Genomic DNA, 26425 nt, shown 5'->3' on the forward strand with positions numbered 1-26425 from the left:
TGAGCCGGCACTACCTCGATCAATGGGCACCGTTAGGCAGCTCTGGCCTCGCTCTCATCTGTCCCCGGAACCGTATTTACGATGTAGCAGCGTTGTGGCCCTAGTCCCGGCAGGCGGACGAGGCTAGACGCCTTACCATCGCTTCCCGGCTCGAGCACTCCACGACGCAGCAGCTCCTTGTTCACGGCATTGATGTTCATGCCTTTGAATACCTCGGAGCGCCAAGCCTCAGGCAGCACGTAGTAGGTGTTGGTGGTGTGCAGCTCGTCACCCAAGCCATGCTCCAACGATTTGCGGAAGCCCAGCCGGTCGATGGTGCGTGGGCCGTGCTCGTCGATCTTGGCGGCGGCGGACTCCCAGCGGGTGAAGCGGCTTTCACCAAAGCGCTCGATGACTTGGCGCAGTCGAGCCACGATGGCATCGCCTTCATAGTTACCAGCGCCGCCACGCTCATTCAGCCATGCGTTGAGGCAGACACGGGCTGCCGTGGTAGCGGTTCCATCAGGCCAGCCTGTGATGCCCAGTGCGGTAGCTAGCTCACCAGCTGCAGCCGCAAGACCAAAACGAAGAGCTGCACGATGGGCCTGACCACTCGCTGAGGCGGGCAGGGATTTGGCAATAAACCCTTCAAGAGTGCGGCGCAGGATGATCGCCCAACCGTGCATTTTTCCGGGCTCGCACAACGCTGATAGAAAGGCTGTGAGTGGTGTGCCGTAGTACTTGGCCACTCGGGCTTTGAGTGCGTCAGAAAGGGCGGCAGCGTCCTCAAAACCATTCAATACGTCGAACATGCCGAGCCCTTTACTAGCATCTGCAGGCACCGCGAGCATGCGTACTTCCATGCCTGCTTTGAGCTCTTTGTTGGCTTCGGCCATGTGTTGCGCCAAAGTTTTTTCGCCTGTGGATAGAAACAGTAGGCGCCACTCCTGAACCTGTCGGCCCGCTTGGCCACGATCGTTAGCGCGGGCTTTCCCTGTGCCGTTGCCGAGCATGTACACGGTTTCGCCAATGATGCGGGGGTCGCACATGCCGATTTCGTCGAGTACCAAGAGGCCGTCCGAATGCGCGGCAGCGATGGACTCCAGTGCGTTATCGGTCGAGCGCCATGACCGCACCAAGCGCGGCCCGCCGTAGATAGAGGCAGCGACTTGCAGGTGGGTGGTTTTACCGCCCGAGCTATCGCCGTACAGGTGAAATCCACCTGATTCATGACCAAGCATGTGCAGTAGTGGTCCAGCAAACGCAACGCTGGCCACAAATGCCAAGCGATGATTACCAACGCACAAGGCGCCGATTTGCTCTTGCCATTGCTCCAGGGTGCCAGCCTCGCTGATAGGTGGCAGTTGGGCGCCTGCTTCGTAGAAGTGCAGGTGCTCAGTGTGTGAACCGACTTGCTGCTCTGGCAGAAGAAAGGCGTTGTCATGCCAGCCCAGTCGAGTGACCAGACGTGCTCGTTGGGCGCTATCGAAACCTTGGAAGTAGCTTTGTAGATCGTTACGCGCATTGCGGCTGGAGCGCGTGCCAGCAAGGCGCAGGCCCATATCTACCAACGGACCTAGAACGTCTTTTCCGAAGTCGCCGGTCATGGTGCGCGCCGGAATGTTCCAGCGTTTTTTTGCGCCGTCAGGATCGTCAAATTCGACCAGCAAACCCCAGTTATGACCTTTGGCGTCACGGGTGCGAGCGAGGATTTCCAGTGGCGAACAGACAGGGCGCGACTCGCCATCTTCACCGGAATAAAACACACCTTCGTGTGTCAGACGAAAGCCGCTGGGCAGTGTGTCAGTCTTGGGTTTAGTCGCACGCTTAGCCGGTGCTTTTACCTTGGTTTCTGTAGCTGGAGCAGGCGCAATACCAAATAGTTCGCCAGTGCGCTCTAGTTCGGCAATGTGGCTTGAGGTCCATCCCTTGGCGAGAGCGTCCGCCGCATCATCGCCTTGCTCCCACGCGCCGCCCTTGGCGAAACCGGGGTGGCCATTTTCGAGGGTTGGTTTACGTTTGAAGTTCTCCAGCGCAATTACGCGGATTGACTCGGCGCCGATTGCTTCCAGTTTTTTAGCAACGGCATCCATGCAGGTAGTGCCGCTTGGATCGTTATCCGGCCACAACACTACCTTGCGATTTTTGAGAGGAGACAGGTCCGCTTTATGCCAGGCATTCGAGCCATTTGGCCAGCAGGTGGCCACGTAGTTTGGAAATAGTTCGGTGGCAGCATCTGCAGCCTTTTCGCCTTCGCACAGGACCACTGTTGCATCTGCTTGCAAGCTCAATTCGTGCAGGCGCAGCAATGGGCGTGGCTCGGGCAAGCCTTGCCACCGCCACTGGGTCGATGGGTTACCCGAGTTCTGGCACCACGTCAGGGGGGCGAAGACTTTTTTAGTTTTGCCGTCTTCGTCATGGCCGAGTTCAAAGCGATATAGCGCCATAAGTGGCTGGCCTTGAGTATCGCTATAGATCCAAACTTTGGACGGGGCGCCATGTTGCCGATGCTTGGCCGGGCACTTGTTCATGGCCTCGGTCGGGATCGGCTGAATTGCTTTCCATTCAACTGCTGGGCTTTTAGTCGGTGCTGGTTTTGATGGTGAATCCTCAGCGCTCAGCCGAAGCAGATCCGCAAGTTTGTTACAGGCCTCTACGTCCGTGCCGCCATCCAGGTAGCGCACCAAATCAATAAGATCCCCGCCTTTGTCGTCGGTCGCAAAATCAGCCCACGTGCCTTTGCTTAGGTTGATTTTGAGTGAGCCTGCGCGCTTGTCGGTGCGAGTTGGATTGGGTGCTGTGTATTCCTTGCCGCCGTCTACACGCTTGCCGTTGGGCAGCCATTGAGTGAGTACGCGATCAATGTTGCGCAGAGCTGCAGCTTTGACTTGGGCAAAAGTAGGGCGGCGTGATTTACCTTTTGGGGGAGTATTCATTTGGCACCCCCAACTGAATCAGCTTGGTTCGAGGCCGCGTCGGCATGCATGGCCAAGGTTCTGATCAAGCCCAACGTGCCGCGAACATCCCAGAGTACGGAGGCGATGATGTGGTTGGAAAGACGAGGGGTGTCACCTTCAAAGTGATCTTCCAGGAGGGTCAGAACTGACGAGGCGCGATCAATGGCGCAGGTGATGGCGTCAATGGGGATACCGGCTTCGGCCTCTTTGCTGACGCAAAGAAGATCTTCAGGCAGGGCGAAATTCAGAGCGCTTTTCATTGAGCACCCCCAGCGGATTCGAGGGCGCGTGCTTTGGACATATGAGAGTTGTAGCGGGCGAGACGTGTAGCAAGGCTGGAGTTTGCGTGTAAAGCGGCGAGAGCCATTGCTCGATGAGCAGCGGCGCGATTTTTGAACGGATTGAGGGCGTGCATGTGGCGTAGCTCCTTGATTTGGGAACTGCCACGACTCGCCGTCAAACGAATTAAGGTGGCAGCTGTACGCAGGTTGACGGACCGGGAATCAAGGAAACCGGCACACCCGAAGGTGTCCTGCGCACAGCCGCCATAAACAGGATGTGCGGGCACAAAAAAAGCGCCTGCAATCGTTATGGGGGCGCCTGTGCGCCTTGGATTCGTCGGGCCGTCAAACCCGGTCGCTGAATTTGCAGCGACGACAAAAGAGTAACGTCTCGATTTTAAAAGTGCAACCGTGTGGAGGTCTTGCGCATTTTTTCGAAGCGGCATAAATTGAGCTGGCATGTAGATATACCTCAACGCCTCCGGATCGCTCCCGGGGGCGTTTTCGTTTCAGGCATGGATTTCGTGACGCAGGTGCAGAATGGGAGCGATGCTTTCACTGACCATTTGGCGAGCTTCGTGATAGGCGTAAAACTTCTCTTGCTCATCAAGGGCGACTGCGCCAAAGCGTTCTGTGTGCAGGATCAGCACGCACCAAACACCGTCGGGCCAGCTCACTACTATCAATGCACGGCCCAGTGCTTCATGGCGTCGACGCAACCGTTCAAAACGAGTGATACGGGATGGCGAAAAGCCGATTTTTCGCAGCACTCGGAATGGCCAGATGGTTACTTTTAGAGGATGGCCCATATCTATGCGGCCTCACCGTCGCGAGCAGCGATACGGGCGCGAGTCCAGCTCTGAACCTCCCCTAGTACCCAAGCAACAGGCGCGCCGCGGGCATTGCTGTTACTTAGTTTTACTGGAGTAGGGAAGCCGCTTTCGGGTTGCTGCATAAGCTTGTAGATGGTGGGGCGAGCAAGGCCTACGATGGCCATTACTTCGGTGATTCGGATCAAGGTTGTCCCTGGATCGCGGAGAGAAAGGGCTTTTGATTTTGGAGTGAGATAGTCCGTCATAGCTGTGCCTAGCAAGTGAGAGTCAGCACAGGGTACGAACGCAACGGAAAGCAAACATGGTTTGCTTTCCTAGCTATTCATTTTAATTTAGGAAAGAAATTACCCTCGTCGACGTACTTTCGAATAGTCGGTTTAGATGCAATGCCATCCGCATGAAGGGCTTTCACGAGTTCTGTTTTTGTGCTTTGGGCATTGGCTTGAAGGTGCCGCTTGGCTGACTTTATGATCCTGTCCTTTAAATCCTGAGATTCTTGCTGTTTAACAGAGTCAGGAGATTTATTGCCTTTGCCAGCTGCACTTGACCGTAACGAGGCTTTGGAAGAGAACGCAGTGCTTACGATGTCGTGCAGTACGCTTGAAACATTGAATCCCTTAACCGAAACATCGATGTTTTCAATTTGCAGATAAAGGCCAGCCAATTGAAGGGCGTTTTCAGCATCCCCTTTTCTGATGGCGAATTGTTCCCGGGCATAGATTTCTAGGCCGCTGTTGAGATCTCTTTGTCTCTCAACTAGGTCCAGGTATTCCCGCGAAGGCCTCATTTTCAATTGTTCAACTAGCTCTGCGTCGATCCCCTCAACGATGATTTCGAGGTTGAAAAGCCAGTTGGCCAAGATCTCCACTGCTTCCACGCTGTAGACCAGTGCCACGGTTGCAGTGAGCTGTGAATCAGTCGCAGGGTGATCAACGCCTATGACATTGCGAACAGCCCTTGGAAGGGATGCTGCCTGCATAAAGCTGGCTTCTTGCACGATCACGTCGCGAAGATGAAAAACTGATTGGATCGTGGACTCGGCACATTCTGTATAGCTTCCTTCGTCGAGCCAGAACGAGGTGGCCATGTTGATTACATCAAACGCGTCATAGAAGTGATCGTAGAATTGGGGGTATAGCGCTAGCTTGTGCACAGCTGCTTCAGCTTCGTCCATATCCCAAAGTAAGTACTTCACGTTGTAGCCTGCAATCTCTAGATCATCAGTATTCACGCCAAATTCGAAATTCATTCAGATTGCCCCGAGCCCCATTTTTGAGCATGAAACCAGCGATTGAAGTGTCGGGGTGTGAGCACCTGCAGGTAGGTTTGTGAGCTGCTGCTGTTACACAGATTGGGCGCGTTACACGTTGCTGAGTTTGTGTGTGTAGAGAGTGTTACGAATAAATAATCCTTTATTTTCAAGTGCTTGCTTGTTTTCGTTACACGAGTTACACACGTAACACCGGCTTTTATGGAAGGTAGGGATTGTATATTCATATCGCTTTCCCGAAGTCTGCGTGCACCACATTCCCAGCGCTCAGCTCTTCAAGGTGGTCGGCGTACCACTGCATCATTTTGATGCGGTTATCGAGATACTGTGCCTTGTTGTAAATCCCGGAGATACCTTGTTCCTTGTGTGCCAGTTGAGCCTCCACATGCTCTTTTGGCCAGCCATGCTCCCTTAGGAGTGTGCTCGCGGTGTGTCGAGTGCCATGACCTACAAGACGACCTTTGTAGCCAATAGTGGAGAACACTTTGTTGATGGTGTTTTCGCTGATGGTCGGGTTCATTGCGCCGACTCCGGGGAATAGCCACCGACTACGACCTGTTAATGACTGCAGCTCCTTCAGTGCCTCTATAGCTTGCTTGGGTAGAGGGCTGACAAAATCCCTGCGCATCTTCATTTTCTCTGCCGGTGTGGTCCACAGGGCTTTCTCAAGGTCGATTTCTTGCCACTCAGCAAAGCGCACCATGCCCGGTCTTGAGGCTGTCCACAGGCAAAGCCATGCCGCTGTGCGAGCGGTGAGTCTGCTGGGGGTGTTTTTGAGTGCCTGAAGAAACTCACCCAGCTCATGCTCGAGGAGGTGAGGGTGTTGCTGAGTCTTGGGAGCTTGCGCGGCAATATCCCTCAAGCGGCTTCCCGGATCGTTCTCTGTCAGTCCCAAGCCGATGGCCCGGCCAAAGATCTGATTGACCCAGGTGCGGCATTTCTCGGCAACGTTGTGGGCGTCACGAGCCTCAATGCTGGCCTGCAGCTCGGCGCAATCGGTGCGGGTGATGTCGTCGAGAGGTTTGTCGCCAAGTGCCGGGAGTATGTCTTTGTCGAGGTAGGAGCGGATCTTCTTGAGAGTGGAGGGTGCCAGGCCTTTTTCTTCTTTGGCCTTGAGCCATGCGTCAGCAGCTGCGCGAAAGGTGCGGGCTTTGGCAATGTCGATGGCAGCTTTGGCAGAACGTTTCTGTTCCAGAGGGTCGGCACCGCTACTCACTACTTTGCGTAGTTCAGCAGCTTTCTCTCGTGCCACGGCACCACTTACCTCTGGATAACCCCCGAGCCCCATCCAGGCCCAATTGCCCGCCGGACGTTTGTAGCGCAGTTGCCACGATTTGCCGCCGTCAGGCTTTACCCTGAAGTAGAGACCGCTTCCATCCAGCTCTCGATATTCTTTTGACTCTGCTTCCAGCCCGGCCAGCGTGGTATCGGCCAGGGGGCGGCGCTTGATGTCTGCGCGCTTCATCCTTGTATCCCAAAGTTCGGTATTTTTCTCAGGATACAAGTGGGGATACAGGGATACAACGGATAGGGGGAGACAGAGGTAGATCGTCAGGCACAAAAAAACCGGCTCAGTGGCCGGTTTTCCTGTGCTGCGAGTCCTGTTAGAGACTTGCAGATACTGCTAGATGGTGCCCCGAGGGAGACTCGAACTCCCACTTCTTTCGAAAACGGATTTTGAATCCGCCGCGTCTACCAATTCCGCCATCAGGGCTCAATGGCGGCGAAGTATAGAGATGAGCTTTAGGTCGGTCAACAACTTATTGGTCTATTTTTGCTAAGTCCGTTAAACTCCCCGGCCCTGCTAGACGAAACCTATCATGCGCGTTGCTGACTTTACTTTCGAACTCCCTGATTCGCTCATCGCACGCCATCCTTTGGCGGAGCGCCGCAACAGCCGCCTGCTGACCCTGGATGGGGAGAGCGGGGCGCTGGCTCATCGTCAATTCACTGATTTGCTTGAACATTTACGTTCGGGCGATTTGATGGTGTTTAACAATACCCGGGTGATTCCGGCCCGCCTGTTTGGCCAGAAGGCCTCCGGCGGCAAGCTCGAAATCCTCGTCGAGCGCGTGCTCGACAGCCACCGGGTGCTGGCGCATGTGCGCTCCAGCAAGTCCCCCAAGCCGGGGTCGAAAATCCTCATCGATGGCGGTGGCGAGGCCCAAATGCTGGCGCGCCATGATGCGTTGTTCGAGCTGGGTTTTGCTGAAGAAGTGCTGCCGTTGCTGGACCGTGTCGGGCACATGCCCCTGCCGCCTTACATCGATCGTCCTGACGAAGGTGCCGACCGCGAGCGTTATCAAACGGTCTACGCTCAACGTCTTGGTGCTGTGGCAGCGCCCACCGCCGGGCTGCATTTCGATGAGCCGCTGATGCAGGCCATCGCCGCCAAAGGTGTCGAGACCGCATTCGTGACGTTGCACGTAGGGGCGGGCACGTTCCAGCCGGTGCGGGTTGAGCGTCTTGAAGACCATCACATGCACACCGAGTGGCTGGAAGTGGGTCAGGAGGTGGTCGACGCCGTGGCCGCCTGTCGCGCGCGCGGCGGTCGCGTAATTGCGGTGGGCACCACCAGTGTGCGGTCGCTCGAAAGTGCCGCGCGCGACGGTACGCTCAAGCCGTTCAGTGGTGACACGGACATTTTTATTTTCCCTGGCCGGCCGTTTCATGTGGTCGATGCGCTGGTGACCAACTTCCATTTGCCGGAATCCACGCTGTTGATGCTGGTTTCGGCGTTCGCCGGCTACCCCGAAACCATGGCGGCCTATAAGGCTGCGGTTGAGCAGGGGTACCGCTTCTTTAGTTACGGTGATGCAATGTTCATCACCCGCAATCCTGCGCCGACGGCTCCCGCCCCGGCCCCAGAGGATCAAGCATGAGCAACTGTCGTATGTCCTTCGAGCTGCTGGCCACTGATGGCAAGGCGCGTCGCGGTCGTCTGACCTTCCCGCGTGGTGTGGTGGAAACCCCTGCGTTCATGCCGGTAGGAACTTACGGTACGGTCAAAGGCATGCTGCCGCGCGATATCGAAGCGATTGGCGCGCAGATGATTTTGGGCAACACCTTTCACCTCTGGCTGCGTCCGGGCACTGAAGTCATCAAGAAGCACGGCGACCTGCATGACTTCATGAAATGGCAAGGGCCTATCCTGACCGACTCGGGCGGCTTTCAGGTGTTCAGCCTTGGCGCCATGCGCAAGATTAAAGAAGAGGGCGTGACCTTCGCTTCCCCGGTCGATGGTGCCAAGGTGTTCATGGGGCCGGAGGAGTCGATGCAGGTCCAGCGTGACCTGGGTTCTGACGTGGTGATGATTTTCGACGAGTGCACCCCGTACCCGGCCGATGAAGACGTGGCCCGTGTTTCGATGGAGCTGTCGTTGCGCTGGGCTCAGCGTTCCAAAAACGCCCACGGCGATAACACGGCGGCACTGTTCGGTATCGTTCAGGGTGGCATGCACCAGAACCTGCGCGAGCGTTCGCTGGAAGGGTTGAACAAGATCGGCTTCGATGGTCTGGCCATTGGCGGACTGTCGGTGGGTGAACCCAAGCACGAGATGATCAAGGTGCTGGACTACCTGCCCGCCATGATGCCAGCTGACAAACCTCGTTACCTTATGGGGGTTGGCAAGCCTGAAGATCTCGTGGAGGGTGTGCGCCGCGGTGTGGACATGTTCGATTGCGTGATGCCAACCCGTAATGCCCGCAATGGGCATCTGTTTATCGACACCGGTGTGTTGAAGATCCGCAACGCGTTCCATCGCCATGATGATTCGCCGCTGGATCCGACCTGCGATTGCTATACCTGCCAGAACTTCTCCCGTGCTTATCTGCATCATCTGGACAAGTGCGGTGAAATGCTGGGTAGCATGCTCAATACCATCCACAATTTGCGGCACTATCAGGTGCTCATGGCTGGTTTGCGCGAGGCTATTCAACAGGGTACATTGGCCGCCTTTGTCGATGCCTTCTATGCCAAGCGCGGGTTGCCTGTACCGCCCCTGGACTGATTTTCGGACCCTAAGAAACACTTTTTGCAACTGGAGTGCTTAATGAGCTTTTTCATCTCTCCCGCTTTCGCGGACGCTGCTGCACCTGCTGCTGGCCCAGCCGGTACTGGTTTTGAGTGGATTTTCCTGGTCGGCTTCCTGGTCATCTTCTATCTGATGATCTGGCGCCCGCAGGCCAAGCGCGCCAAAGAGCAGAAAGCCCTGTTGGGTAACCTGCAAAAAGGCGACGAAGTCGTTACCACTGGCGGCATCGCCGGCAAAATCACCAAAGTGACTGACGCTTTTGTTGTGATCGAAGTGTCTGACACTGTCGAGCTGAAAATTCAGAAGGGCGCTGTAGCCGCCACGTTGCCTAAAGGCACGCTGAAAGCGATCTAAAGTTTCAACTTTTAACAATCGACGGGGCGCGCAAGGCGCCCCGCGTTCTAAGCGGGCGGCGTGATTGATGCTGAACAAATACCCTCTGTGGAAATACGTACTGATCCTGGCGGTGCTGGCGATCGGTTTTATTTATTCCGCTCCCAATCTCTACCCGGATGACCCTGCAATTCAGGTGTCGGGCGCGAGCACGGCGCTGCAAGTCACTGATGCTGACCTGGAGCGTGCGAGCAAGGCGCTCAAGGATGCTGGCATTGCGGTGAAAGGCGCGACTCTGGCCCAGAACGGCAAGGGCGGCTTGTTGCGCCTGGCGAGCAAAGACGATCAGTTGCCGGCCAAAGACGTGGTGCGCAAGGCGTTGGGTGACGACTATGTCGTTGCACTGAACCTGGCTCAGACCACGCCGCAATGGCTGCGTAATCTGGGTGCTCACCCGATGAAGCTGGGCCTGGACTTGTCGGGCGGTGTGCATTTCCTGTTGGAAGTGGACATGGACAAGGCCGTTGACGCGCGCATGAAAGTGTACGAAAGCGACGTCAAAAGCCTGTTGCGTAAAGACAAACTGCGCTATCGCAGTCTGCCGCAACTCAATGGCGCCATTCAGTTGGGCTTTGCCGACGAAGCGACCCGTGAGCAAGCGCGTAGCCTGATTCGCAAAAACTTCAACGACTTCGACATTACCGCTGCCGACCTCAATGGTCAGCCGGTGCTGCGTCTGGCGATGACCCCGGCCAAGCTGGCGGAAATCCGTGAATATTCCATCAAGCAAAACCTGACAACTGTCCGTAACCGGGTGAACGAGTTGGGTGTTGCCGAGCCTTTGGTTCAGCGTCAGGGTGCTAACCGCATCGTGGTCGAGCTGCCGGGCGTGCAAGACACCGCCGAAGCCAAGCGTATTCTGGGCAAGACGGCCAACCTTGAGTTCCGTCTGGCGGCAGAGCCGGGCGCTTCTAAAGCCACTTCCGAAACGTTCGAGTTCCGTGAAGGCAACCGTCCTTCCGCGCAAATCGAGCGTGGTCTGATCATCACCGGTGATCAGGTAACGGATGCGCAGGCCGGTTTTGACGAGCATGGTCGTCCACAGGTGAACATCAAGCTTGATGGTCATGGTGGCGAGTTGATGAGTCGTTCCACTCGCAGCAACGTCGGTCGCAGCATGGCGGTGATCTTCATCGAGCAGAAGCCGGTGACGACCTACACCAAGCAAGTGATCGATGGTGTCGAGAAAGAAGTGCCGGTCCAGGCCTTCAAGGAAGAGAAAAAGATCATCAGTCTGGCGACCATTCAGTCGCCGCTGGGCAGTCAGTTCCGGATTACCGGTCTGAACGGTCAGGGTGAGGCTTCCGAGCTGGCGCTGTTGCTGCGTGCCGGTGGTCTGGCTGCACCGATGTACTTCGCTGAAGAGCGCACCATTGGTCCGAGCCTGGGTGCTGACAACATCACCAAGGGTATCGATGCGTCGCTGTGGGGCATGCTGTTTGTGTCCATCTTTATCATCGCGATCTATCGATTCTTCGGTGTGATTGCGACGGTGGCACTGGCGGGCAACATGGTACTGCTGCTGGCCTTGATGTCTTTGCTGGGGGCTACGCTGACCCTGCCGGGTATCGCCGGTATCGTATTGACGATGGGTATGGCGGTCGACGCCAACGTGCTGATCTTCTCGCGTATCCGTGAGGAAATTGCCAATGGCATGACGCCGCAGCGGGCGATCAATGAAGGCTTCAATCGCGCGTTCACGGCGATTGTCGACTCCAACCTGACAACCCTGTTGGTCGGCGGGATTCTGTTTGCCATGGGTACCGGGCCGGTCAAAGGCTTTGCGGTGACCATGTCCCTCGGGATCTTTACCTCGATGTTCACGGCCATCATGGTGACCCGCGCGTTGGTCAACCTGGTTTACGGCGGTCGGGACTTCAAGAAGTTGTGGATTTAAGGGGCTGCCATGTTACGTACAATCAACTTCATGGGCGTTCGCAACGTTGCGTTCGGCGTCACTGTGCTGCTTACCGTGCTGGCCTTGTTCAGCATGTTCCACAAAGGCATGAACTACGGCCTGGACTTCACTGGCGGTACGCTCATCGAGCTGACCTACGAGAAACCGGCTGATCTGACCAAAGTGCGCAACGAGCTGGTGACGGCTGGTTTTCACGATGCGGTAGTGCAGAGCTTTGGTGCGACCACTGACTTGCTGGTGCGCATGCCGGGCGATGACCCTTTGCTGGGCAACAAGGTTGCGGCGGCGCTGGGTCAGGCGGATACCGACAACCCGGCCGTGATCAAGCGCGTCGAGTTCGTGGGCCCGCAAGTGGGTGAAGAGCTGCGCGACCAGGGTGGTCTGGGCATGCTCATGGCCTTGGGCGGCATCATGTTGTACCTCGCGTTCCGCTTTCAGTGGAAGTTCGCGGTCGGTGCAATTGTTTCGCTGGTGCATGACGTGATCGTGACCATGGGCGTGTTGTCGTGGTTCCAGATCACGTTTGACCTGACGGTGCTGGCGGCGGTGCTGGCGATCATTGGTTACTCGCTCAACGACACCATTGTTGTGTTTGACCGGGTGCGGGAGAACTTCCGCGTGCTGCGCAAGGCGAGCCTGATCGAGAACATCAACATCTCGACCACGCAGACCCTGCTGCGGACCATGGCGACGTCGATCTCCACGTTGCTGGCCATTGCGGCGCTGCTGATCTTTGGTGGCGACAATCTCTGGGGTTTCTCGATTGCCCTGTTTGTCGGTGTGTTGGCGGGTACTTACTCGTCGATCTACATCGCCAACGTGGTGCTGATCTGGCTGAACCTCAATGCTGAGGACCTGATTCCGCCCGCGGCGAGTGAAAAGGAAATCGACGACCGTCCATGACCGTTCGTTGATGGCCAATGGTCACTAAAAAGGCGCGAGTATTGAACTCGCGCCTTTTTTTATGCTCCAAGGCTGGGATTAGCGCGGGATTGTTCCTGCGTAGAAAGGCCTGGAGGTTCACGTGAATAAATCTTTGCTGGTAGGTGCTGTTTTGGGTGCTGTCGGCGTCACTGCCGGTGGTGCTGTTGCTACTTACAGCTTGGTTAAAGCCCCTGAGTCTGCGCAGGTGCTGGCTGTTCAGCCGGTCAAGCAACAGATTAAAACCCCTCGCGAGGTGTGTAAGGACGTAACCGTAACGCGTCGTGCGGCGGTTAAGGATGAGCATCAAATTGTTGGCAGCGTCATTGGTGCCGTGGCGGGTGGTTTGTTGGGTAATCAGGTGGGTGGCGGTAACGGTAAGAAGATTGCGACCGTTGCGGGTGCCGTAGGCGGTGGCTATGCCGGTAACAAGGTTCAGGAAGGGATGCAGAACCGCGATACGTACACCACGACTCAAACCCGCTGCAATACCGTCAACGACATCAGTGACAAGGTGGTGGGTTACGACGTGCGTTACGTGCTGGATGGCAAGGAAGGCAAGGTTCGGATGGATCACGAGCCGGGCAGCGAAATTGCCGTCGACAAGCAGGGCAAGCTCATACTCAATTGATACCGCTCTAGAGGCTGTAGAGTCAGTTTCAGCCTCTGGCCGTTTATCGGCGGGCGCAGCGATCAAGGTGTATTGAAGTAGTGCCCAAAAAAAAGCACCCCGAGGGGTGCTTTTTTGGTCTGCGCGGTTCGCTTAGCGTTTCAGCGAGGCCGGCAAGTGAGGCTGGATTGCAGTCAGAACGGCTTTGAAGCACTTGGTGTTGCCGGCAACGATGTGACCCTTTTCAAGGAAGTCGTGGCTACCGGTAAAGTCGCTGACAAGGCCGCCTGCTTCTTGAATCAGCAGGGCGCCCGCAGCCATGTCCCATTCGGACAGGCCGGACTCCCAGAATGCATCGAAACGGCCTGCTGCGACGTAAGCCAGGTCCAGGCTCGCAGCACCGGCGCGACGAATGCCTGCAGTTTGGCCTACCAGGCTGCGGAACATGCCCAGGTAGTTATCCAGGTTATCCATTTGGTTGTCGCGGAACGGGAAGCCGGTACCCAGCAGGGCGCCTTCCAGGCTGGTGCGGCCGCTGACACGCAGGCGGCGACCATTCAGTTGAGCGCCACGACCACGGCTGGCGGTGAATTCTTCCTGGCGAACCGGATCAAGGACGACGGCGTGCTCAAGGCGGCCGCGGTATTTGCAGGCGATGCTGACAGCGAAGTGCGGAACGCCACGCAGGAAGTTGGTGGTGCCATCGAGCGGGTCGATGATCCACAGGTAGTCAGCACCTTCGCCGCTGCCCGCATGCAGGCCGGTTTCTTCACCGAGAATGCCGTGGGTCGGATAAGCCTTGCGCAAGGCGTCGATGATTTTCTGTTCGGCAGCACGATCGACTTCAGAGACGTAATCCTTGGCGTCTTTTTCGTCAACCTTGATGGTATCCAGGCGCTCGATGGAGCGGAAAATCAATTCACTGGCGCTGCGGGCGGCGCGCAGCGCGATATTCAGCATGGGCTGCATGGACGTTTCACCTAGGTCGTTAAAGAAAGCCGAACATTCTAGCAGAAAAGTTTGGCATATGAAGGTTTGCGTTAGCTTTCGTGGCGTAAGGTGATGGGCTTAGGTAAGATTTGCACCCTCTTAACGGTCTGTGAGCGCTTCCATTGCTGTCAAATATTCGTGTCGTTCTGGTCAATACCAGTCATCCCGGCAATATCGGCGGTGCTGCGCGTGCCATGAAAAACATGGGCTTGTCGCGATTGGTTCTGGTAGAGCCAAGACTGTTTCCTCATCACGAGGCGGATGCGCGTGCTTCGGGCGCCGGTGACATCCTCGAGCATGCTCAAGTGGTTGCGACCCTTGAAGAGGCGCTGGTGGGTTGCAACCTGGTCCTGGGCACCAGTGCGCGTGATCGCCGGATTCCCTGGCCGCTGCTCGATCCGCGCGAATGCGGGCAAAAGGTCGTGGATGAGGCGGCTCAAGGCGCTGAGATAGCCTTGGTTTTCGGTCGCGAAGATTCCGGTCTGACCAATGAAGAGTTGCAGCGCTGTCATTATCATGTGCACATTCCGTCGGACCCTGAGTTCAGCTCGCTGAATCTGGGAGCCGCTGTGCAAGTGCTGAGCTACGAAATTCGCATGTCGTGGCTGGCTGCGCAGGGGCAGCCGAGCAAGGTCGAGAAGGATGAAGTCGCCTCCACCAAAAGTGGAGAGTTGGCGACGATGGATGAGCTCGAGCGTTTCTACGAACACCTGGAGCAGACCTTGGTGGCGATCGAGTTTCTCGATCCTGAAAAACCGCGTCACCTGATGGCGCGCCTGCGTCGTTTGTATGGCCGTAGCTCGGTAAGTCGTGCCGAGATGAATATATTGCGTGGCATTCTGACCGAAACCCAAAAAGCAGCCCGTGGCGAGCTGCTCAAGCGCAAGGATTAAAGATGTTCGAGCGTCTGCGTGAAGATATCCAGAGTGTGTTTCATCGCGATCCTGCTGCGCGCAATGCGTTTGAAGTGTTGACCTGTTACCCGGGCATGCACGCCATCTGGCTTCATCGATTGTCGGGGTGGTTGTGGCATGCAGGCTGGAAGTGGATGGCGCGGCTGGTCTCTAACTTCGGACGCTGGATGACGGGCATTGAAATTCATCCGGGTGCCAAGGTGGGTCGTCGTTTCTTCATTGATCACGGGATGGGGATTGTGATCGGCGAGACCGCAGAGATCGGTGATGACGTCACGCTTTATCAGGGTGTAACCCTGGGTGGCACCAGTTGGAACAAAGGCAAGCGCCATCCTACGCTGGAGAACGGTGTCGTCGTCGGTGCGGGCGCCAAAGTGCTGGGCCCATTTACGGTGGGTGCAGGCGCAAAGGTGGGCTCGAATGCGGTCGTCACCAAGCCGGTGCCTGCGGGTGCAACGGTTGTTGGGATTCCGGGGCGAATTATCATCAAGGCCGAGGGTGACGTTGAAGCCAGGCGTAAGGCGATGGCGGAGAAAATCGGCTTCGATGCTTACGGTGTCAGCGAGGACATGCCCGATCCTGTGGCGCGGGCTATTGCGCAATTGCTGGATCATTTGCAGGCCGTTGATGGCAAGCTGGACGGTATGTGCGGGGCCCTGAAGGAGCTGGGCAGTACCTACTGCGCCAAGGACTTGCCCGCGTTGCGCGAGGAAGATTTCGCCTGTGTTCAGGGCAAAGATGAAGTCAAACCCGGTTAGGCCGATAGTGGTTCCAGGCGGTTGTGAAGGGTTGCGGCGCCACCTGCTTGCATCATTGGCCTGACGCTTTCTTGAGGTTTGCGGCAACGAGCGCGCTGTAAAACGCAGCATCGCTCGTGTGCCATTACGTCGCATAGCCTGCTACAATGCGCGCGCTGTTTTGCGGGTAATCCCGACTAAAGTACTAGGTCTAATAGTTGACTTAAATACTCGGGAATAGCATACTCGCCCCCATTCCGAATTCCGTGGTACCTGTCCATGAGACTGACTACAAAAGGCCGTTACGCCGTAACTGCAATGCTCGATTTGGCGTTGCACGCACAGCACGGGCCGGTGTCCCTGGCCGATATTTCCGAACGCCAGGGCATTTCCCTTTCCTACCTTGAGCAACTTTTCGCCAAGTTGCGCCGCAGCAGTCTGGTTTCCAGTGTGCGTGGCCCAGGCGGTGGCTATCAGCTATCGCGCGATATGCAAGGTATTCAGGTTGCCCAGGTGATCGATGCAGTCAACGAGTCTGTCGATGCGACACGTTGCCAGGGTCTGGGCGATTGCCATGCTGGCGATACCTGCCTGACACACCACTTGTGGTGCGACCTGAGCCTGCAAATCCACGAGTTTCTCAGCGGTATCAGCTTGGCTGATCTTGTTACTCGCCGTGAGGTACAAGAAGTAGCCCAGCGTCAGGATCAGCGCCGCTGTAATGGCAAAGCGCCGCACCTGGATAAGATCGAAGCGTCCGCCGTCGAGTGATTGCATAAAAACGACGGTGCGCCAGCCAGCCTGATTTAGGAGATAGTCCATGAAATTGCCGATTTACCTTGATTACTCAGCCACCACCCCGGTTGATCCGCGTGTTGCTCAAAAAATGAGCGACTGCCTGCTGGTTGACGGGAACTTCGGTAACCCGGCTTCGCGCTCCCACGTTTTTGGCTGGAAGGCCGAAGAAGCGGTCGAGAACGCACGTCGCCAGGTCGCTGATCTGGTTAACGCCGATCCGCGTGAAATCGTCTGGACCTCCGGTGCGACCGAAGCCAACAACCTTGCCATCAAGGGCGCTGCGCACTTCTATGCGTCCAAAGGCAAGCACCTGATTACCGACAAAATTGAACACAAAGCCGTACTCGACACCATGCGTCAGCTGGAGCGTGAAGGTTTTGAAGTGACCTACATCGAGCCGGGTGAAGACGGTCTGGTCACGCCTGCCATGGTTGAAGCGGCCCTGCGTGAAGACACCATCCTGGTCTCGGTCATGCACGTGAACAACGAGATCGGCACCATCAACGACATCGCTGCCATTGGTGAGCTGACTCGCTCGCGCGGTGTGTTGTTCCACGTTGATGCCGCTCAGTCCACGGGCAAGGTAGAAATCGACCTGTCCAAGCTCAAAGTCGACCTGATGTCCTTCTCGGCTCATAAAACCTATGGCCCTAAAGGCATCGGCGCCCTGTACGTCAGCCGCAAGCCTCGCGTGCGTATCGAAGCCACCATGCACGGCGGCGGTCACGAGCGCGGTATGCGTTCCGGCACGCTGGCGACCCACCAGATCGTGGGCATGGGTGAAGCGTTCCAGATTGCTAAAGAAGAAATGGCTGCTGAAAACGTGCGTATCAAGGCGTTGAGCGATCGTTTCTTCAAGCAGGTTGAACACCTCGAAGAATTGTACGTGAACGGCAGCATGACTGCGCGCGTGCCGCACAACCTGAACCTGAGCTTCAACTATGTTGAAGGCGAGTCGCTGATCATGGCGCTCAAGGATCTGGCCGTGTCTTCCGGTTCGGCCTGTACCTCGGCTTCCCTTGAGCCGTCTTACGTGTTGCGTGCGCTGGGTCGTAACGATGAATTGGCTCACAGCTCGATTCGCTTCACGTTCGGGCGTTTCACCACGGAAGAAGAAATCGATTACGCCGCGCAGAAAGTGTGCGAGGCGGTGACCAAGTTGCGCGCACTGTCGCCACTGTGGGACATGTACAAAGACGGTGTCGACATCTCGAAAATCGAGTGGGCGGCGCACTGATATTTCAAGTCGCCGCAGACAGCCGCTGTAAATGCAGCGAATAGCAGCGTTTACAGCGGCTCAAGAGCGACTCTCTGATGAGTGAGGATTAGTACCATGGCTTACAGCGAAAAGGTCATTGACCACTACGAGAACCCACGCAACGTCGGCAAGATGAACGCGGAAGACCCGGATGTCGGTACCGGCATGGTCGGCGCGCCGGCTTGCGGCGACGTGATGCGCTTGCAGATCAAGGTTAACGAGCAGGGCATCATCGAAGACGCCAAGTTCAAAACCTACGGTTGCGGATCGGCCATTGCTTCCAGTTCCCTGGCGACCGAGTGGATGAAAGGCAAGACTCTGGACGAAGCAGAGACCATCAAGAACACTCAGTTGGCTGAAGAGTTGGCGCTGCCGCCCGTCAAGATTCACTGTTCTGTACTCGCTGAAGACGCCATCAAGGCCGCCGTTCGCGACTACAAGCAGAAGAAAGGTTTGATCTGATCCATTGCGCCCCAATATGGCGCACATGTGGTGAAGAAACTGGCAACAGGTAAGGAGTCACGATGGCTATCAGCATGACAGAAGCGGCGGCCCGACATATTCGCCGTTCCCTTGATGGGCGCGGCAAGGGTGAGGGGATTCGTCTGGGTGTTCGCACCACCGGCTGCTCCGGCCTCGCCTATGTGCTGGAGTTTGTCGACGAAGTGGGCGAAGACGATCAGGTGTTTGAAACCCATGGCGAAAAAGTGATCATTGATCCCAAAAGCCTGACCTACCTTGACGGCACCGAGCTGGATTTCGTCAAGGAAGGCCTTAACGAAGGCTTCAAGTTCAATAACCCCAACGTGCGTGGCGAATGTGGCTGCGGCGAGAGCTTCAACATTTGAGGCCAGTCGTGGGTACTCCTTGTCATTTTGCTTTGTTTGAACTGCAGCCGAGCTTCAATCTGGATCTCGATCAGTTGGCTACGCGCTACCGTGAGTTGGCGCGCGGTGTTCACCCGGATCGCTTTGCTGATGCTTCCGAGCGGGAGCAGCGCATGGCGCTGGAGCAGTCCGCCAGCCTTAACGAGGCCTATCAGACACTCAAAAGCCCATCCAGGCGCGCGCGTTATTTGCTCGAACTCAAGGGTAATGACGTGCCTCTGGAAGCAACGGTGCACGATCCTGAATTTTTGATGCAGCAGATGCAGTGGCGCGAAGAACTTGAAGACTTGCACGACACCGCCGACATGGCAGGTATTGCAGCTTTCAAGCGTCGACTGAAAGACGCTCAGCAAGCCTTGAACGACAGCTTCGCTGCTTGTTGGGATGATGTTGCGCAGCGTGAACAGGCCGAACGCCTGATGCGGCGCATGCAGTTCCTCGACAAGCTCACTTACGAAGTGCGCCAGCTAGAAGAGCGCCTCGACGATTAACTCCGTGCTTTTCCGATTGCACGCCTGATTACAGATAAGTCCTGATAACGATGGCCCTACTGCAGATCGCCGAACCCGGCCAAAGTCCTCAACCGCACCAGCGACGTCTGGCTGTGGGGATCGACTTGGGCACCACCAATTCGCTGGTTGCTGCGTTGCGCAGTGGCCTTTCCGAGCCTTTGGCTGACGCAAGTGGCAATGTCATTTTGCCCTCAGCCGTGCGTTATCACCCTGACCGCGTAGAGGTGGGTGAATCAGCGCGCCTGGCGGCTTCTGCCGATCCGTTCAATACGGTGTTGTCGGTCAAGCGCCTGATGGGGCGTGGTCTGTCCGACGTCAAGCAACTGGGCGAGCAACTGCCTTACCGCTTTGTGGGCGGTGAGTCGCATATGCCGTTCATCGATACGGTTCAAGGGCCCAAAAGCCCGGTCGAAGTATCGGCGGAAATCCTCAAGGTATTGCGCGAGCGTGCCGAGAAAACACTGGGTGGTGAATTGGTCGGTGCCGTGATTACGGTACCCGCTTATTTTGACGACGCTCAGCGTCAGGCGACCAAAGATGCGGCCAAGCTGGCTGGTCTTAATGTGTTGCGTTTGCTCAATGAACCGACGGCTGCTGCGGTGGCTTACGGTCTTGACCAGTCTGCTGAAGGTGTTGTCGCTATCTATGATCTGGGCGGCGGCACGTTTGATATTTCAATCCTGCGCCTGACCGGCGGTGTGTTCGAAGTGTTGGCGACCGGCGGCGACAGCGCGCTGGGGGGTGACGATTTCGACCATGCGATCGCCAGTTGGATAGTCGAGCAGGCAGGGTTGTCGGCTGATCTGGACCCTGGCACTCAGCGTCAACTGCTGCAAAGCGCCTGCGCGGCCAAGGAAGCGCTGACGGATGCATCGAGCGTGACGGTTATGTTTGGACAGTGGTCTGCCGAGCTGACCCGCGAAAGGCTCGATGCGCTGATCGAGCCAATGGTCGCCCGCAGCCTCAAAGCCTGTCGCCGAGCCGTGCGCGACGCCAATATCGAAGTCGAAGATGTGCAGGCCGTGGTCATGGTGGGTGGATCGACGCGCGTCCCTCGGGTGCGCGAGGCAGTCGCCGACATGTTTGGCCGTCAGCCGTTGACTGACATCGACCCGGATCAAGTGGTTGCCATTGGGGCAGCGATTCAGGCCGATACGCTCGCGGGCAACAAACGTGAGGGGGGGGAGTTGCTCCTGCTTGACGTGATCCCGTTGTCGCTCGGTCTTGAGACCATGGGTGGCCTGATGGAGAAAGTCATTCCCCGCAACACCACGATCCCCGTCGCGCGAGCTCAGGATTTCACCACTTACAAAGATGGCCAGACGGCCATGATGATCCACGTCCTGCAGGGTGAGCGCGAGCTGATCAGCGACTGCCGTTCGTTGGCGCGTTTCGAGTTGCGTGGCATACCGCCGATGGTCGCAGGTGCCGCCAAAATCCGCGTGACTTTCCAGGTGGATGCCGACGGTTTGCTCAGTGTGTCAGCCCGTGAAACGGGATCGGGCGTTGAAGCCAGTATTCAGGTCAAGCCGTCCTACGGCCTGACGGATGGTGAAATCGCCAAAATGCTCAAGGATTCGTTCCAGTACGCAGGTGACGACAAAGTGGCTCGCGTGTTGCGTGAGCAACAAGTCGATGCGCAGCGCCTGATCGAAGCCGTGCAAGCCGCGCTGGAGGTGGACGGTGACCGTCTGCTTGATGCTGAAGAGCGCAAGGTGATCGAGCTGCACATGCAGCAATTGTCCGAATTGTTAAAAGGCACCGATGGTTACGCCATTGAGCAGCAGACCAAGCGTCTGTCGCACGTGACCGATGCCTTTGCTGCCCGCCGTATGGACCTGACTGTCAAGGCGGCTCTGGCCGGGCGCAACCTGAATGAAATCGAGGAATAACTGATGCCGCAGATCATTTTTCTGCCACACGCCGAGCATTGCCCGGACGGTATGGTTGTTGAAGCCGAGACCGGTAAGTCGATCCTCGAAGTGGCGCATGACAACCACATTGAGATCGAAAGCGCCTGCGGTGGCGTCTGCGCCTGCACCACTTGCCACTGCATCATTCGCGAAGGGTTTGATTCGCTGGAAGAAGCTGACGAGCTCGAAGAAGACTACCTTGATCGCGCGTGGGGCCTGGAGGCACACTCGCGCCTGAGCTGTCAGGCCAAGGTCGGGACCGAAGACCTGACGGTCGAAATCCCTAAGTATTCGCTTAATCATGCTGCCGAAGCGCCGCACTGATTCGATCGCTGCCGTGGTGCGCTGGCTGATTCGGATCATTCCCGTTTTTCAGCCGCGCCAAGGTTCTGAGCGGTATAAGACTCTGCTTTTAAAGGAAGTGTCATGAGCCTTAAATGGGTTGATGTACAGGAAATCGCGATTCAGCTGGCTGAGGCTCATCCGGATGTTGATCCGCTGACGGTGAATTTCGTCAAGCTGCGCAATCTGGTGATGGCGCTGCCAGACTTCGATGACGTCCCTGATCGCGGAGGGGAAAAGGTCCTCGAAGCCATTCAGGGGTTGTGGATCGAAGAGGCTGACTAAGCCTGCAACGCACGTAATTATGCAATACCCCTGAACCCGCGTATAATTCGCGGGTTTAATTTTTCGCTTCAATCACTGTTTCTGGAGTTACACCATGGCTGTTCAACGTACTTTCTCCATCATCAAGCCTGACGCCGTTGCTAAAAACGTTATCGGCAAGATCGTTACTCGTTTCGAAGACGCTGGCCTGCGCGTTGTTGCTTCGAAAATGAAGCAACTGTCCAAAGCCGAAGCTGAAGGTTTCTACGCTGAGCACAGCGAACGTGGTTTCTTCGGTGACCTGGTTGCCTTCATGACTTCCGGTCCGGTTGTTGTTCAGGTTCTGGAAGGCGAAAACGCTATCGCTCGTAACCGTGAACTGATGGGCGCTACCAACCCTAAAGAAGCAGCTGCTGGCACCATCCGTGCCGATTTCGCTGAATCCATCGACGCTAACGCTGTTCACGGTTCCGACTCCGAAGCAGCCGCTGCTCGCGAAATCGCTTACTTTTTCGCAGCTACTGAAGTAACCACTCGATAAGCATCGGCTTGTGAGTGAGGGTGAAGACATGATTGCAACGACTGGCAAAACTAACCTGTTGGGTCTGACTCAACCGGAAATGGAGAAATTCTTCGACTCAATCGGGGAGAAGCGTTTCCGTGCCGGTCAGGTCATGAAGTGGATTCACCACTTTGGCGTCGATGATTTCGACGCCATGACGAACGTCAGCAAGGCCTTGCGCGATAAGCTCAAGGCCATTGCCGAGGTTCGCGGTCCTGAAGTCGTCAGCGAGGACATATCCACCGACGGTACCCGTAAATGGGTCGTTCGCGTGGCATCCGGCAGCTGCGTCGAGACCGTTTATATTCCCCAGGGCAAACGTGGCACCTTGTGCGTTTCGTCCCAGGCGGGCTGTGCCCTGGATTGCAGTTTCTGCTCCACCGGCAAGCAAGGTTTCAATAGCAACCTCACGGCCGCTGAAGTCATCGGCCAGGTGTGGATTGCCAACAAATCCTTTGGCAGCGTTCCGGCAACCATCGACCGCGCCATCACCAACGTGGTGATGATGGGCATGGGCGAGCCGCTGCTGAACTTCGACAACGTTATCGCTGCCATGCACCTGATGATGGACGACCTGGGCTATGGCATTTCCAAGCGCCGGGTAACCCTGTCCACGTCTGGCGTGGTGCCAATGATCGATGAGCTGGCCAAGCACATCGATGTATCGCTGGCGTTGTCGCTGCACGCACCGAATGACGCACTGCGCAGTCAATTGGTGCCAATCAACAAAAAGTACCCGCTCAAAATGTTGCTGGAATCCTGCCGTCGTTATATGGCGACCCTGGGTGAGAAGCGCGTTTTGACCGTTGAGTACACCTTGCTCAAAGACGTGAACGACCATGTCGATCACGCGCGTGAAATGATCGAACTGCTCAAAGACACGCCCTGCAAGATCAACCTGATCCCGTTCAACCCGTTTCCTCACTCCGGTTATGAGCGCCCTAGCAACAACGCTATTCGCCGTTTCCAGGAGTTGCTGCAAAACGCGGGCTACAACGTGACCGTGCGTACCACGCGTGGTGAAGACATCGACGCGGCGTGCGGGCAGTTGGTGGGGCAGGTCAATGACCGGACGCGCCGCAGCGAGCGCCACATTGCTTCGATTGAAGCCGATCTGGCGCAAAACGCCGCCGCCCGGCCTTAAGAGAGGAACGCTATGACCCTGCGCGCGGCGCTTTGTGTGGTGTTGGTCAGCGTAATGGCTGGCTGCGTTTCATCGGGTGGATCAAACCCGTTGAGCACCGACAAGGGCCGTGATGCAGCGCGTCAGGCGTATGTGCAACTGGGGCTCGGCTATTTGCAGCAAGGTTTGGCCGAGCAGGCGAAGATCCCGCTGGGTAAGGCACTCGAACTCGACAAGCGTGACCCGGACACCCTCGCCGCACTGGCTTTGCTGTATCAGTCCGAAATGGAACCCGAGCTTGCAGAGAACAGTTACCGTCAATCGCTGAGCGCCCGTGCCCAAGACGCGCGTACGCTCAATAACTACGGCAGTTTCCTGTTTGAGCAGCAACGCTATCAAGAGGCTTTTGCGCAGTTTCAGAAAGCCGCCGCCGATAATCTTTATCCCGAACGCTCCCGTGTTTACGAAAATTTGGGTATAACGGCGCTCAAGCTTGGGCAACCCGAAGTGGCGCGCCAGCATCTGGTAAAAGCGCTGCGTTTGAATCCGAAGCAGCCGCGAGCCTTGCTGGAGATGGCCGAGCTGTCGTATCAGGACAGGCAATATGTGCCAGCCCGTGACTATTACGATCGTTTTAGCCTGCTTAGTGGGCAAAATGCACGTAGTCTATTGCTCGGCGCGCGGTTGGCGACTGTCTTCGATGACCGTGCCACACCTGCCACGTTTGGCCAGCAACTAAAACGACTTTATCCCGGCACGCCGGAATATCAGCAATACCTGTCGGAGCAATGATGAAAGCGGCGCAACCCGAAGTTCCAGCAGTGACACGAGTCAATCCCGGCGAGACCTTGCGTCAAGCCCGGGAGAACAATGGATGGACATTGGCCGAAGTTGCCTTGAAGCTCAATCTCACGGTCAGCTCCCTGAGTAATCTTGAGGCGGGCGCGTTCGACAAATTGCCGGGTCATACATTTGCCCGTGGCTACATCCGCGCTTATGCCAAATTGCTGGGCATGGACCAGGCTGCGCTGGTGCATGAGTTTGATGTCTACACAGGGACGGATTCGACCGGCAGCAGCGTTCACAGCCTTGGCCGAATCGAAGAGCCCGTGCGTGTGTCGCATACCATCTTGCGTATTGTCAGCCTGTTACTGCTGCTGGCAGTGATCGGCGGCGGCTTTCTCTGGTGGCAGGACCAGACGTCCATGCGCGCCAAAGACCTTGTTGGCCTCACGCCTGAGCACGTTGAAGTGGAAGGCGCGGACGGCACAACCCAGATCCATCCGCTGGACGAACCGGAAGATCAGGCCGTCGCTGAAGCCAAAACCGAAGGCGATGCGGCTGTCCCGGCCGAACCCGCAGGCGACCAGACGGGCGCGACTGCGTTAGCACTGCCTGGCGTACCCGAAGCGCCCGTTGCTGTTGCGCCCGCGCCTGCAACCCCTGCGCCGGCGGCTCAAACAGCGCCAACGCCAACACCTGTGACGCCGGTGGCGCCTGCCTCCGTGGCCGCTCCCGCCGCACCCGTCACTGAAGCGGCCCCTGCAGTGGCAGGTGCTGGCAAGGTGGGCGTGCAGTACACCGCCGATTGCTGGACTCAGGTCACCGATGCGAACGGCAAAGTGCTGTTTGGCGGTCTGAAGCGCAAGGGCGAAAATCTTGAAGTGAGCGGCAAGCCTCCACTCAGCCTGCGTCTGGGCTATGCCCGGGGTGCGCAAGTGACCTACAACGGTCAAGCAGTGGATGTGGCTCCTTTCACCAGTGGCGAGACTGCTCGCCTGAAGCTAGGTCAATAAGTCATGCACGGCGAATCACCCATCAAACGTCGCGAATCGCGCAAAATCTGGGTCGGCTCTGTACCGGTAGGTGGCGATGCCCCTATCGCGGTTCAGAGCATGACCAACAGTGACACCAATGATGTTGCAGCGACCGTTGCGCAGATCAATCGCCTTGAAGCCGCAGGCGTCGATATCGTGCGGGTTTCCGTCCCGGACATGGATGCTGCCGAAGCGTTTGGCCGCATCAAGCAACTGGTCAAGGTGCCACTGGTCGCTGATATTCACTTCGACTACCGCATCGCATTGCGTGTGGCCGAGCTGGGTGTCGATTGCCTGCGTATCAACCCCGGCAACATCGGTCGCGAAGACCGTGTACGTGCGGTTGTGGATGCGGCACGTGATCGGGGTATCCCGATTCGTATCGGCGTGAATGCCGGCTCCCTCGAAAAAGATTTGCAAAAGAAATACGGCGAGCCGACGCCTGCCGCGCTGGTCGAGTCAGCACTGCGTCACGTAGAGCACCTTGAGCGCCTGAATTTTCAGGACTTCAAAGTCAGCGTCAAAGCGTCCGATGTGTTCATGGCCGTTGAGGCCTATCGCTTGCTGGCCAAGGAAATCGTTCAGCCTTTGCACTTGGGAATCACCGAGGCAGGCGGGTTGCGTTCCGGCACAGTGAAATCTGCCGTGGGGCTGGGTATGCTGCTTGCCGAGGGCATTGGCGATACCATTCGTATCTCGCTGGCCGCCGACCCGGTAGAAGAAGTGAAAGTCGGCTACGACATTCTCAAATCCCTGCGTTTGCGTTCCCGTGGCATTAACTTCATCGCGTGCCCAAGCTGTTCGCGCCAGAACTTCGACGTGGTAAAAACCATGAACGAGCTGGAAGGGCGCCTGGATGATCTGTTGGTCCCCTTGGATGTTGCTGTGATCGGCTGTGTGGTCAACGGCCCCGGCGAAGCCAAGGAGGCCCATGTGGGCCTGACCGGCGGTACGCCAAACCTGATTTACATCGACGGCAAGCCGTCGCAGAAATTAACGAATGAAAATCTGGTGGACCAGCTTGAAAAACTGATCCGCCAGAAAGCGGCCGAAAAGGTCGAAGCCGACGCAGCTGTTATTGCGCGCGGCTAATCAAACGAATTAAGGATTTTC

General features: G+C 56.8%; 29 protein-coding genes and 1 tRNA gene. 21 read left to right on the forward strand and 9 right to left on the reverse strand.

Going from position 1 to position 26425, the window contains the following annotated elements; genetic code table 11:
• Nucleotides 1–32: 32 nt before the first annotated feature.
• The 8 genes from IF654_RS05145 to IF654_RS05180 all read right to left on the reverse strand — a co-directional run bounded on the left by IF654_RS05145 (nt 33) and on the right by IF654_RS05180 (nt 7034).
• Nucleotides 33–2915, reverse strand: a complete 2883-nt coding sequence (locus IF654_RS05145; protein ID WP_194862703.1) for a DUF927 domain-containing protein — start codon at nt 2913–2915, stop codon at nt 33–35.
• Complete coding sequence (locus IF654_RS05150; protein WP_194862702.1) at nt 2912–3196, reverse strand: hypothetical protein; 285 nt, start codon at nt 3194–3196, stop codon at nt 2912–2914. Before IF654_RS05150 ends, IF654_RS05145 begins: the two co-directional genes overlap by 4 nt.
• Entirely contained in the window at nt 3193–3678 is a 486-nt protein-coding gene (locus tag IF654_RS05155) for a hypothetical protein (protein ID WP_194862918.1), read from the reverse strand. Before IF654_RS05155 ends, IF654_RS05150 begins: the two co-directional genes overlap by 4 nt.
• 48 nt (nt 3679–3726) lie before the next feature.
• Nucleotides 3727–4026: a hypothetical protein gene (locus IF654_RS05160; protein ID WP_194862701.1), complete on the reverse strand. Its 300-nt coding sequence runs from the start codon at nt 4024–4026 to the stop codon at nt 3727–3729.
• Between the two features lie 2 nt (nt 4027–4028).
• Entirely contained in the window at nt 4029–4295 is a 267-nt protein-coding gene (locus IF654_RS05165) for a helix-turn-helix transcriptional regulator (RefSeq protein ID WP_048351130.1), read from the reverse strand.
• Nucleotides 4296–4372: 77 nt separating this feature from the next.
• Nucleotides 4373–5299, reverse strand: a complete 927-nt coding sequence (locus tag IF654_RS05170) for a hypothetical protein (RefSeq protein ID WP_194862700.1) — start codon at nt 5297–5299, stop codon at nt 4373–4375.
• A 244-nt stretch (nt 5300–5543) separates the two neighbouring features.
• Nucleotides 5544–6785 carry a tyrosine-type recombinase/integrase gene (locus IF654_RS05175; protein WP_194862699.1) on the reverse strand — a complete coding sequence of 414 codons (1242 nt, stop codon included), beginning with the start codon at nt 6783–6785 and terminating at the stop codon, nt 5544–5546.
• Between the two features lie 164 nt (nt 6786–6949).
• A tRNA-Leu gene (locus tag IF654_RS05180) sits at nt 6950–7034 on the reverse strand.
• A 106-nt stretch (nt 7035–7140) separates the two neighbouring features.
• Here IF654_RS05180 and queA point away from each other — a divergent pair.
• The 6 genes from queA to IF654_RS05210 all read left to right on the forward strand — a co-directional run bounded on the left by queA (nt 7141) and on the right by IF654_RS05210 (nt 13216).
• Nucleotides 7141–8202 carry a tRNA preQ1(34) S-adenosylmethionine ribosyltransferase-isomerase QueA gene (queA, locus tag IF654_RS05185; RefSeq protein ID WP_047281226.1) on the forward strand — a complete coding sequence of 354 codons (1062 nt, stop codon included), beginning with the start codon at nt 7141–7143 and terminating at the stop codon, nt 8200–8202.
• Nucleotides 8203–8213: 11 nt separating this feature from the next.
• A complete protein-coding gene (gene tgt, locus IF654_RS05190; protein ID WP_047281236.1) occupies nt 8214–9329 on the forward strand; it encodes a tRNA guanosine(34) transglycosylase Tgt in 1116 nt (371 codons plus the stop codon).
• A 42-nt stretch (nt 9330–9371) separates the two neighbouring features.
• On the forward strand, nt 9372–9707 hold the full coding sequence (gene yajC / locus IF654_RS05195) for a preprotein translocase subunit YajC (protein WP_047273832.1): 336 nt from the start codon (nt 9372–9374) through the stop codon (nt 9705–9707).
• A 67-nt stretch (nt 9708–9774) separates the two neighbouring features.
• Nucleotides 9775–11643, forward strand: a complete 1869-nt coding sequence (secD, locus tag IF654_RS05200; RefSeq protein ID WP_194862698.1) for a protein translocase subunit SecD — start codon at nt 9775–9777, stop codon at nt 11641–11643.
• A gap of 9 nt (nt 11644–11652) precedes the next feature.
• Nucleotides 11653–12567, forward strand: a complete 915-nt coding sequence (secF, locus tag IF654_RS05205; RefSeq protein WP_047273834.1) for a protein translocase subunit SecF — start codon at nt 11653–11655, stop codon at nt 12565–12567.
• A 121-nt stretch (nt 12568–12688) separates the two neighbouring features.
• The gene (locus IF654_RS05210) at nt 12689–13216 is read left to right on the forward strand and encodes a glycine zipper 2TM domain-containing protein (RefSeq protein WP_047273835.1); all 528 of its coding nucleotides are present in this window, start codon (nt 12689–12691) and stop codon (nt 13214–13216) included.
• A 132-nt stretch (nt 13217–13348) separates the two neighbouring features.
• Here IF654_RS05210 and suhB read toward each other — a convergent pair whose 3' ends face one another.
• A complete protein-coding gene (suhB, locus tag IF654_RS05215; RefSeq protein ID WP_047273836.1) occupies nt 13349–14164 on the reverse strand; it encodes a type III secretion system regulator SuhB in 816 nt (271 codons plus the stop codon).
• A gap of 143 nt (nt 14165–14307) precedes the next feature.
• On the opposite strand from suhB, the gene trmJ reads away from it, so the two are divergent.
• The 15 genes from trmJ (at nt 14308) to ispG (ending at nt 26404) form a co-directional block, all read left to right on the forward strand.
• Nucleotides 14308–15078 carry a tRNA (cytosine(32)/uridine(32)-2'-O)-methyltransferase TrmJ gene (gene trmJ, locus IF654_RS05220; protein WP_047273837.1) on the forward strand — a complete coding sequence of 257 codons (771 nt, stop codon included), beginning with the start codon at nt 14308–14310 and terminating at the stop codon, nt 15076–15078.
• 2 nt (nt 15079–15080) lie between these two features.
• Nucleotides 15081–15857, forward strand: coding sequence for a serine O-acetyltransferase (gene cysE / locus IF654_RS05225; RefSeq protein ID WP_047273838.1), 777 nt, complete (start codon nt 15081–15083; stop codon nt 15855–15857).
• Between the two features lie 258 nt (nt 15858–16115).
• Entirely contained in the window at nt 16116–16607 is a 492-nt protein-coding gene (gene iscR / locus IF654_RS05230) for a Fe-S cluster assembly transcriptional regulator IscR (protein WP_047273839.1), read from the forward strand.
• A gap of 49 nt (nt 16608–16656) precedes the next feature.
• A complete protein-coding gene (locus IF654_RS05235; protein WP_047273840.1) occupies nt 16657–17871 on the forward strand; it encodes an IscS subfamily cysteine desulfurase in 1215 nt (404 codons plus the stop codon).
• A 96-nt stretch (nt 17872–17967) separates the two neighbouring features.
• Nucleotides 17968–18354: a Fe-S cluster assembly scaffold IscU gene (iscU, locus tag IF654_RS05240; protein ID WP_007929523.1), complete on the forward strand. Its 387-nt coding sequence runs from the start codon at nt 17968–17970 to the stop codon at nt 18352–18354.
• A 62-nt stretch (nt 18355–18416) separates the two neighbouring features.
• The gene (iscA, locus tag IF654_RS05245; RefSeq protein WP_047273844.1) at nt 18417–18740 is read left to right on the forward strand and encodes an iron-sulfur cluster assembly protein IscA; all 324 of its coding nucleotides are present in this window, start codon (nt 18417–18419) and stop codon (nt 18738–18740) included.
• An 8-nt stretch (nt 18741–18748) separates the two neighbouring features.
• Complete coding sequence (gene hscB / locus IF654_RS05250; protein WP_047273845.1) at nt 18749–19270, forward strand: co-chaperone HscB; 522 nt, start codon at nt 18749–18751, stop codon at nt 19268–19270.
• 50 nt (nt 19271–19320) lie between these two features.
• On the forward strand, nt 19321–21183 hold the full coding sequence (hscA, locus tag IF654_RS05255) for a Fe-S protein assembly chaperone HscA (RefSeq protein ID WP_094987396.1): 1863 nt from the start codon (nt 19321–19323) through the stop codon (nt 21181–21183).
• A gap of 3 nt (nt 21184–21186) precedes the next feature.
• Complete coding sequence (gene fdx, locus IF654_RS05260) at nt 21187–21528, forward strand: ISC system 2Fe-2S type ferredoxin (protein WP_047273851.1); 342 nt, start codon at nt 21187–21189, stop codon at nt 21526–21528.
• A gap of 102 nt (nt 21529–21630) precedes the next feature.
• Nucleotides 21631–21831: a Fe-S cluster assembly protein IscX gene (gene iscX / locus IF654_RS05265; RefSeq protein ID WP_047273852.1), complete on the forward strand. Its 201-nt coding sequence runs from the start codon at nt 21631–21633 to the stop codon at nt 21829–21831.
• 94 nt (nt 21832–21925) lie between these two features.
• Entirely contained in the window at nt 21926–22351 is a 426-nt protein-coding gene (gene ndk, locus IF654_RS05270) for a nucleoside-diphosphate kinase (RefSeq protein WP_047273854.1), read from the forward strand.
• Nucleotides 22352–22379: 28 nt separating this feature from the next.
• On the forward strand, nt 22380–23516 hold the full coding sequence (gene rlmN / locus IF654_RS05275) for a dual-specificity RNA methyltransferase RlmN (RefSeq protein ID WP_047273855.1): 1137 nt from the start codon (nt 22380–22382) through the stop codon (nt 23514–23516).
• 12 nt (nt 23517–23528) lie between these two features.
• Nucleotides 23529–24287, forward strand: coding sequence for a type IV pilus biogenesis/stability protein PilW (pilW, locus tag IF654_RS05280; protein WP_047278845.1), 759 nt, complete (start codon nt 23529–23531; stop codon nt 24285–24287).
• Nucleotides 24287–25291: a RodZ domain-containing protein gene (locus IF654_RS05285; protein WP_047281222.1), complete on the forward strand. Its 1005-nt coding sequence runs from the start codon at nt 24287–24289 to the stop codon at nt 25289–25291. Before pilW ends, IF654_RS05285 begins: the two co-directional genes overlap by 1 nt.
• A 3-nt stretch (nt 25292–25294) precedes the next feature.
• A complete protein-coding gene (gene ispG, locus IF654_RS05290; RefSeq protein ID WP_047273860.1) occupies nt 25295–26404 on the forward strand; it encodes a flavodoxin-dependent (E)-4-hydroxy-3-methylbut-2-enyl-diphosphate synthase in 1110 nt (369 codons plus the stop codon).
• The last annotated feature ends 21 nt before the right edge of the window (nt 26405–26425 follow it).

The sequence above is a fragment of the Pseudomonas lundensis genome, assembly GCF_015377145.2.
Lineage (GTDB): Bacteria > Pseudomonadota > Gammaproteobacteria > Pseudomonadales > Pseudomonadaceae > Aquipseudomonas > Aquipseudomonas lundensis.